The organism is Streptomyces sp. CRN 30, from assembly GCF_034105845.1.
Map to the genome: position 1 here is coordinate 1 of NZ_JAVRHI010000322.1, position 6,569 is coordinate 6,569.

8 protein-coding genes and 1 pseudogene are annotated in these 6,569 nt (G+C 74.2%); 7 read left to right on the top strand and 2 right to left on the bottom strand.

The window, feature by feature from the left end:
• Window positions 1-107 precede the first annotated feature (107 nt).
• Window positions 108-1,484, bottom strand: coding sequence for a glycosyltransferase (locus UW392_RS34565; RefSeq protein WP_320779156.1), 1,377 nt, complete (start codon window positions 1,482-1,484; stop codon window positions 108-110).
• Between the two features lie 265 nt (window positions 1,485-1,749).
• Here UW392_RS34565 and chpG point away from each other — a divergent pair, with 265 nt between their 5' ends.
• The 6 genes from chpG to UW392_RS34595 all read left to right on the top strand — a co-directional run bounded on the left by chpG (window position 1,750) and on the right by UW392_RS34595 (window position 5,778).
• A complete protein-coding gene (gene chpG / locus UW392_RS34570; protein WP_320779157.1) occupies window positions 1,750-1,989 on the top strand; it encodes a chaplin ChpG in 240 nt (79 codons plus the stop codon).
• Window positions 1,990-2,284: 295 nt separating this feature from the next.
• On the top strand, window positions 2,285-2,995 hold the full coding sequence (locus UW392_RS34575) for a hypothetical protein (RefSeq protein ID WP_320779158.1): 711 nt from the start codon (window positions 2,285-2,287) through the stop codon (window positions 2,993-2,995).
• Between the two features lie 281 nt (window positions 2,996-3,276).
• Window positions 3,277-3,570, top strand: a complete 294-nt coding sequence (locus tag UW392_RS34580; protein WP_320779159.1) for a hypothetical protein — start codon at window positions 3,277-3,279, stop codon at window positions 3,568-3,570.
• Window positions 3,571-3,678: 108 nt separating this feature from the next.
• Window positions 3,679-4,185: a hypothetical protein gene (locus tag UW392_RS34585; protein ID WP_320779160.1), complete on the top strand. Its 507-nt coding sequence runs from the start codon at window positions 3,679-3,681 to the stop codon at window positions 4,183-4,185.
• Window positions 4,186-4,322: 137 nt separating this feature from the next.
• The gene (locus UW392_RS34590) at window positions 4,323-4,928 is read left to right on the top strand and encodes a tyrosinase family oxidase copper chaperone (RefSeq protein WP_320779161.1); all 606 of its coding nucleotides are present in this window, start codon (window positions 4,323-4,325) and stop codon (window positions 4,926-4,928) included.
• Window positions 4,912-5,778, top strand: a complete 867-nt coding sequence (locus UW392_RS34595) for a tyrosinase family protein (RefSeq protein WP_320779162.1) — start codon at window positions 4,912-4,914, stop codon at window positions 5,776-5,778. Before UW392_RS34590 ends, UW392_RS34595 begins: the two co-directional genes overlap by 17 nt.
• 98 nt (window positions 5,779-5,876) lie before the next feature.
• Here UW392_RS34595 and chpF read toward each other — a convergent pair whose 3' ends face one another.
• Window positions 5,877-6,149 carry a chaplin ChpF gene (gene chpF / locus UW392_RS34600; RefSeq protein ID WP_320779163.1) on the bottom strand — a complete coding sequence of 91 codons (273 nt, stop codon included), beginning with the start codon at window positions 6,147-6,149 and terminating at the stop codon, window positions 5,877-5,879.
• 216 nt (window positions 6,150-6,365) lie between these two features.
• Here chpF and UW392_RS34605 point away from each other — a divergent pair.
• Window positions 6,366-6,569, top strand: a pseudogene (locus UW392_RS34605) (hypothetical protein); the annotation flags it as partial.

Sequence of the window (6,569 nt, forward strand, 5' to 3'; positions counted from 1 at the left end):
CCGCGGCCCGGTACTCCCGGGCCGCGGCGACAACACCGACACGGGGGAGCCGGAGGCGCCGAGCTCCCGCTGCTGTCCGGCGGGGCTGGGAACGGTGCTTTCCGCGCTCACGAGTGGACGGACTCCCTGTCATCGCTGTCATCGGAGGACACGACGCCGTGGGCGGGGCCCGGGAGGGCCGCCGTCCCGGTCGCCGGTGCGGCGGTCGACGGGCCGTCGAGGAGGGTGCGGTACAGCTTCGTGACGGCGGCGGTCGTCCGGCGTACGTCGTGGGCGGCCAGCACGTGCGCCCGGCCCGCCCGGCCCAGCGACGCGCGCAGACCGGCGTCGAGGAGCAGCGCGGTGACGGCGGAGGCCAGCGCCGCCGGATCACGCGGCGGCGTCAGACAGTGCGGCGTGAGCGCCGCCGGCAGGCACTCGCGCGCGCCGTCGACGTCCGTCACGACCACGGGCCGCCCGCAGGCCATCGCCTCCAGCGGCGCCAGCGCCATGCCCTCCCAGCGGGACGGCAGGACCACCAGGTCGGCGGCCCGGTACCAGGGCGCGGGGTCGGCGACGTTCCCCGTGAACGATACGGACTCGGGCGCCGCGGACGCCAGCCGTTCCCGGTCCGGCCCGTCCCCGACGAGCACGAGCCGCGCCCCGGGCACCCGCGCGACGACCTCGTCCCACGCCGCCAGCAGCAGATCCTGCCCCTTCTGCCGGCACAGCCGCCCCACACAGACGACGAGCGGGGCGCTGCCGTACCCGAGAGGGCCGGGTGGGAGGAGGAACGAATCTCCGGAGCTCCCGCCACCGAACAGGAGACGCGGCTCCGCCGGGAGACGCGGTTCTGCCGGGAGACGCGGTCCCGCCGGGAGACGCGATTCCGCCGGGTCCTCGACGGGGGACGGGAGGGGCGGACGTACGGCGTGTTCCGTGCCGGCGGCGTCCGCCGGGTGGAACCGGTTCGGGTCGACGCCGTTCGGGACGACCGCCCACTCCGCGCGGATGCCGGCCAGCGCGCCCCGCAGCCGCTCCCCCTCGCTCACGCACACCACCCGCGTGGCCCACCGGGCGCCCCGCCGCTCCCAGCCGAGGGCCAGCGCGGCCGCCGCGCCACCGACCGCCTCGAAGGACCAGGCGTGCGGCTGGAACACCGTCGGGACGCGCCCCCGCACGGCGAGCCGCCCGGCGAGACCCGCCTTCGCGCTGTGCGCGTGCACCAGATCGGGCCGGACGTCGGCGACCACGGCCGCGAGCCGCCGTACCTGCCCGGCGAGCGAGGGCCCCGGCGCACGCGTCGCGGCCCAGGGCCGTACGTCCGCGCCCAGTGACCGCAGCGCGGCGGCCAGCCGGCCCTCCGGACAGGCGACCGCGACGTCGAAGCCGTCCGCGAGCTGAGCCCGTGTCAGATCCGTCAACACGCGGGCGACCCCACCGTCCACCGGTTGGGTGACGTGCAGGACCCGCGGACGAGGTCGTTCGAACGGTGACAGGTACATGGGCGGCTTCCTCGCGACGGGCCGGAGACCGGCCGGTCACCACCCTGGTCCGCCCGCCGGTGCGTCGGACGGTGTGGACTGTAGCCGCTATGCGTACTAATCCGGAGAAACCGGAAAAGTGTGTCGGATTGGTGAAGGGGCGTCTCGCGGGAGATCTCGCTGGAGATCACTCCATTGGCGGCACAACCCGGGCAGGCGTGACGCGTTGACACTGCGCCGGGCATCCCGCCCGGATGTTTGTGTCAACCCCAAGGAGTACCTCTCCATGTCGCGTATCGCGAAGGGCCTGGCCCTGACCTCCGTCGCCGCCGCCGCGGTGGCGGGCACCGCCGGTGTCGCCGCCGCCGACGCCGGCGCGCAGGCCGCCGCCGCCCACTCCCCGGGCGTGCTGTCGGGCAACGTGCTGCAGGTTCCGGTTCACATTCCGGTCAACGTCTGCGGCAACACGATCGACATCATCGGTCTGCTGAACCCGGCGTTCGGCAACGAGTGCGAGACCGACTGACGTCGACTCGATACCCTGCGCCGGCCGTCCGCGCCGCGGTTCCTCCGCGAGCGGGCGGCCGGTTCGCCATGTCTGTGTCCGTGTGACGGACACGGTCCGGTCCCGCGCCCGTCCTGCCCCGAATGGGGGGAGGCGGGCCCGACACGGCGGATGGGCCTTGACACCGCCGCCGACCAGGCACGACGCCGCCGATGCGCACGCTGGACGCGCACGGTGCGTAGGCGATCGGTTGCAGAGCGCCAGACGCGATTCCACGGTGGGCACAACACCCGACGCACCACCGAAAGGAACCCCCATGCGTCTGCCCGCACGACGTATCGCCGCTTCCGCGCTCAGCGCCGGCCTGCTGCTCGGCATCTCCGCGCCGGTAGCGATGGCGGCCGACGACCCGGCCCGGGAGAGCGCCACGTCCCAGGCGCCGCTGGCCAACGCCGACGCGCTGCGTGACCAGGCCAAGGACCTCGGCCTGATCGGCGCCGTGGTCGCTCCCGTCGCCGACCTGCTCGACGCCGTCGTCGGCGCCGACAGCGGCCGGCTCTCCGAGGCCCAGGCGAACAAGTACGCCGACGCCGTCCGCGAGGCCATCGCCCGCGTGGACGCGCGGGACACGGCCGGCACGCCGGAGGCGGCGGCCCGTCCCCCGGCCGCCACCCCCGACGGCGCGGCTCCCGGCGGCACCGCTCCGGCCACGCTGCCGGCCCGGGTCGGCGCCGACGCCGCCCCGGGCGCCGACCTGACCGCCCAGGCCGTGTCCGGTCTGCAGAAGCAGGTCGACGCCCTCATCAAGGCCAGCACCGCCGGCAACGCCGAGCAGGTGCGTCCGGCCGCCGACAACGTGGTGACGAGCACCGTCAACGTCGTCGCCGCCAGCCTGGTCGCCGGCCGCCTCCCCGCGCCCGACATGGCGGGCCTGTCCTCCGTCCCACAGCGTCCGGACCAGAACGCCGCCCAGCGGGACGAGGCCCGTCAGGACCAGGCCCGTCAGGACGCCGCTCGTCGGGACTGAGCCGCTGGCGCGGTAGTGCGACAAGCGGAAGAAATCGTTGTGCCGGCCTCCCTTCCGGGCCGGCACAACGGCTTTTCCACCGCACGCGAATTCACCCACGTCCGCGTCAGTCGCCGGCGCCGGCGTCGGCATTGGCATTGGTGTCGGCATTGGCGCCGGCATTGGCTTTCGTATGAGGAAGATATGAGGAGGCGCGAGGGGAGTTTCCGCGCCAGGCAGGGGTCGTTAGGCACGGCGTCAGAATTTCCCCGGCGACGTGAGTCGCCGAAGAAAGGAACACGATGAAGTCGCTGAAGGCCGCCGCCGTCGTCGCCGGATCCCTGGTCGTCGCCGGAGCCGCGGCGCCCGCGTTCGCCTACGACACCGCCGACCTCACGCCGACCAGCCTCAACGGCGCCGTGAACACCCTCACCAAGGGCCCGATCGACCCGATGCCGCTCAAGCACCAGTCCGAGCACCGGTCCCACGCCCTGGACACCGAGAACAAGGACTCCGTGCTGCACGACATCAATGGCGCGACCGACAAGCTGAACGGCGAGAAGGGCCTGCTCGGCGGCCTTCCGCTGGGCCGCTGAATTTCGTACTACTGCGGCACCCGGGGGAATTGTGCGCTGTCATCGGCTTCGGTGTCGTTGTCCGGTACAGACACCGAGCCGTTGATCCTGGAAGGGACCGAGCCTGCCATGAAGCCGACCACCCGAGTAACCCTGGCCGCCGTCGTCTCCGGCGTGGCGGCCGCGATGGGCGTCACCGCGACCCCCGCCGCCGCGGTTCCCGTGCCGGTTCCGCTGAGCGGCGCCGAGCAGGCCCTCGGCATGGAGCTGCCCGAGGTCGCCGGTGAGCTGCCCGTGCTGACGCCGGGCGCGCCGGACGGACCGCGGTACACCGAGGACCGGCTGCTGCCGGAGCGGGCCCTGCCGCAACTGCCGCTGCACGGCGGACTGCCCGGCGCCGACGTGCGCCAGCCGCTCCCGCAGGTCGGCGGCGACGGCTTCGACCACGTCGGCCTCGACACTCCCGCCTCCGACGTGCGGGCCCTCGCGCCGAGCCTCGCGGTGGACGCGCCGCTCGGCCCGCCGAGCGCGGACAGCCTCGGTCTGCCGACGACGCGGCTGCCGCAGGCCGGCCTGGTCTCGCCCATGGTGCGGACGATCCCCTCGGCCGACCTGGGCGTCGGCCCCGGCCTGTGACCAGGGCCGCCGTCTGAGCACCCCGGGTCCCCCGATCGGCGGGCCCCGCGCTCCCGTCCGGCCCCGCCGACGGTGACCGCGGGGCCCGTCGGCCGGTTACCGGTACGGACCACCGAACCGGACGACGAGGAGCGAACATGGCCGTCAGAGTCGGCGAAGCGAGGGGACCGGGCGGGATCGGCGAAAGGCCGACGCTCCGTACGCCACCTCGGGACGATGCCCGCCGTACCCGCCGCGACGTACTGCGGCGGCTGCTCGTCCCGGGCGTGCTCGCGGCGGCCGCCGCCCCCGTGGCGGTCGCCGTCTCCCGGTCCGGCGCGGACCCCGGCGCCGCGGGCGCCGCCGGCGGCCCCGACGGCGCCGCCTTCGAGGAGACGTACCGGGGCCACCGTATCCGGGGCACACGGACGACCGGAGACGGGACGACCGGAGGCGGGACGACCGGGAGCGGCGCGGTCGGAAGTGGAACGGCCGGAAGTGGAACGGCCGGAGGGGGCACGGCCGGGAGCCGGTCGGAGGGGAGCCGGGTGGCGGCCGCCGGAGCCTGGGACGTGACCGTGGACGGCCGCCCCCTGCACCTCATGCGCCGCGCCGACGGCACCTGGCTGACCATGGTCGACCACTACCGCTCGTATCCGACGCCGCTCGACGCGGCCCGCGCCGCCGTCGACGAACTCGGCCCCGGCGGCAGGCTGCGCGAGGCGGAACACCACCGGGGGGCCGGGCATGGCGTACACGCGTAAGGACGTCAGCACGCTGACCCGCACCGAACGGCGGCGGTTCGTCGGCGCGCTGCTGGAGCTCAAACGGCGCGGGGAGTACGACGAGTTCGTGCGCACGCACATCGACTACTACGTCTCCGACGGCGAGGACGAACTGCGGGCCGCGCACATGACGCCGTCGTTCCTGCCCTGGCACCGCCGGTTCGTCCTGGAGCTGGAACGGGCGCTGCGCCGGGTGGACTCCTCGGTCACGGTGCCCTACTGGGACTGGACGAAGGACCGCTCCGCCACCGCCGCGCCGTGGACCGGCGACCTGCTCGGCGGCACCGGGCGCCGCTCGGACCAGCGGGTGACGACGGGACCGTTCGCCCACGCGGAGGGCAACTGGACGCTCAAGGAGAACGTGACGGACACCGAGTTCCTCACCCGGGACCTCGGGCGTGTCCGCGACCCGATCCAGCTGCCGACCGCCGCCGATCTGGAGTGGGCGCTGAAGGACCCCGTCTACGACGTGGCGCCCTGGAACTCCACGGTCCGCAAGGGCTTCCGCAACAAGCTGGAGGGGTGGGGGACCGGCCGCGGCAGCGCCTCCTGGCGCAACCACAACCGGGTGCACCGCTGGGTGGGCGGTGCCATGGTCGGCGGGGCCTCGGTCAACGACCCGGTGTTCTGGCTGGTGCACGCCTTCATCGACCTGCAGTGGTCGCGCTGGCAGCGGCGGCACGGCCACCCCCGTTACCTGCCGGCCGAGCCCCCCGGCCGGGACGACGCGCAGTACCGGCGGATCGTGGCGCGGCACGAGAAGATGCCGCCGTGGGACGTGACACCGGACGCGCTGGAGGACCACGGCGCGGTCTACCGCTACGCGTGACGGGCGCCGCACGTGACCGCTGTACGCGACGGGCGCACGCGTGACGGGGCCCCGGCGTGGACATGCCGGGGCCCCGTCACGGGCGGAACGCCTGGGCGTCAGCTGCCGTAGCCGCCGTGGTCCTTCTCGTCGTCACCCTCTTCGCAGACGTTGCCGAAGGCCGGGTTCAGCAGGCCGATCACGTCGATCGTGTTCCCGCAGAGGTTGACCGGGATGTGGATCGGGAGCTGGACGACGTTGCCGGACAGGACGCCGGGCGAGCCGACGGCGGCACCCTGCGCGCCCGCGTCCGCCATGGCCAGGCCGGCGCCGCTGAGAATGACGGCGCCGGTGCCGAGAGCGACACCGGCGGCCTTCGCGATGCGAGACATCACGTTCTCCTTCTGAACTCGGGGGAAGCGCGGTGACCGGGGGTGCCACCGCACTTCTCGTTCAACGCGGCGGCCCGAGAGGTGGTCACGGCAGAACGCCACGGATCACCCTTATCGGAAAGAACGGGACGCAGGCCGCATCCGATGCGAACCGGTCGGGAGAAGGGGGCGGAAAAGCACTTCGCCGGGTCCCCGGCGGTCCACTAGCCTCCGCGCATGACATCCGACGACATCGGTGCCCGTTCCTCCGCCCTCCCCGGCCCCTCCGCCCTCCCCGGCCTGGCGGCCCTCTTCGCCGACGAGGGCCGGGTGCGCGCGTTCGCGGCGGTGGCCCTGGGCGCGGACAGCGCCGCCCGGGTCGCCGTGGCCGCCGGGCTGTCCCCGAAGGAGACCGTGATGTCTCGCATCGCGAAGGCCGCC

Coding starts and splice junctions, on each gene's coding strand:
- chpG (WP_320779157.1), top strand. CDS start 1,750: ATGTCGCGTATCGCGAAGGGCCTGGCCCTGACCTCCGTCGCCGCCGCC.
- UW392_RS34580 (WP_320779159.1), top strand. CDS start 3,277: ATGAAGTCGCTGAAGGCCGCCGCCGTCGTCGCCGGATCCCTGGTCGTC.
- UW392_RS34595 (WP_320779162.1), top strand. CDS start 4,912: ATGGCGTACACGCGTAAGGACGTCAGCACGCTGACCCGCACCGAACGG.
- UW392_RS34565 (WP_320779156.1), bottom strand. CDS start 1,484: ATGTACCTGTCACCGTTCGAACGACCTCGTCCGCGGGTCCTGCACGTC.
- UW392_RS34590 (WP_320779161.1), top strand. CDS start 4,323: ATGGCCGTCAGAGTCGGCGAAGCGAGGGGACCGGGCGGGATCGGCGAA.
- UW392_RS34585 (WP_320779160.1), top strand. CDS start 3,679: ATGAAGCCGACCACCCGAGTAACCCTGGCCGCCGTCGTCTCCGGCGTG.
- chpF (WP_320779163.1), bottom strand. CDS start 6,149: ATGTCTCGCATCGCGAAGGCCGCCGGTGTCGCTCTCGGCACCGGCGCC.
- UW392_RS34575 (WP_320779158.1), top strand. CDS start 2,285: ATGCGTCTGCCCGCACGACGTATCGCCGCTTCCGCGCTCAGCGCCGGC.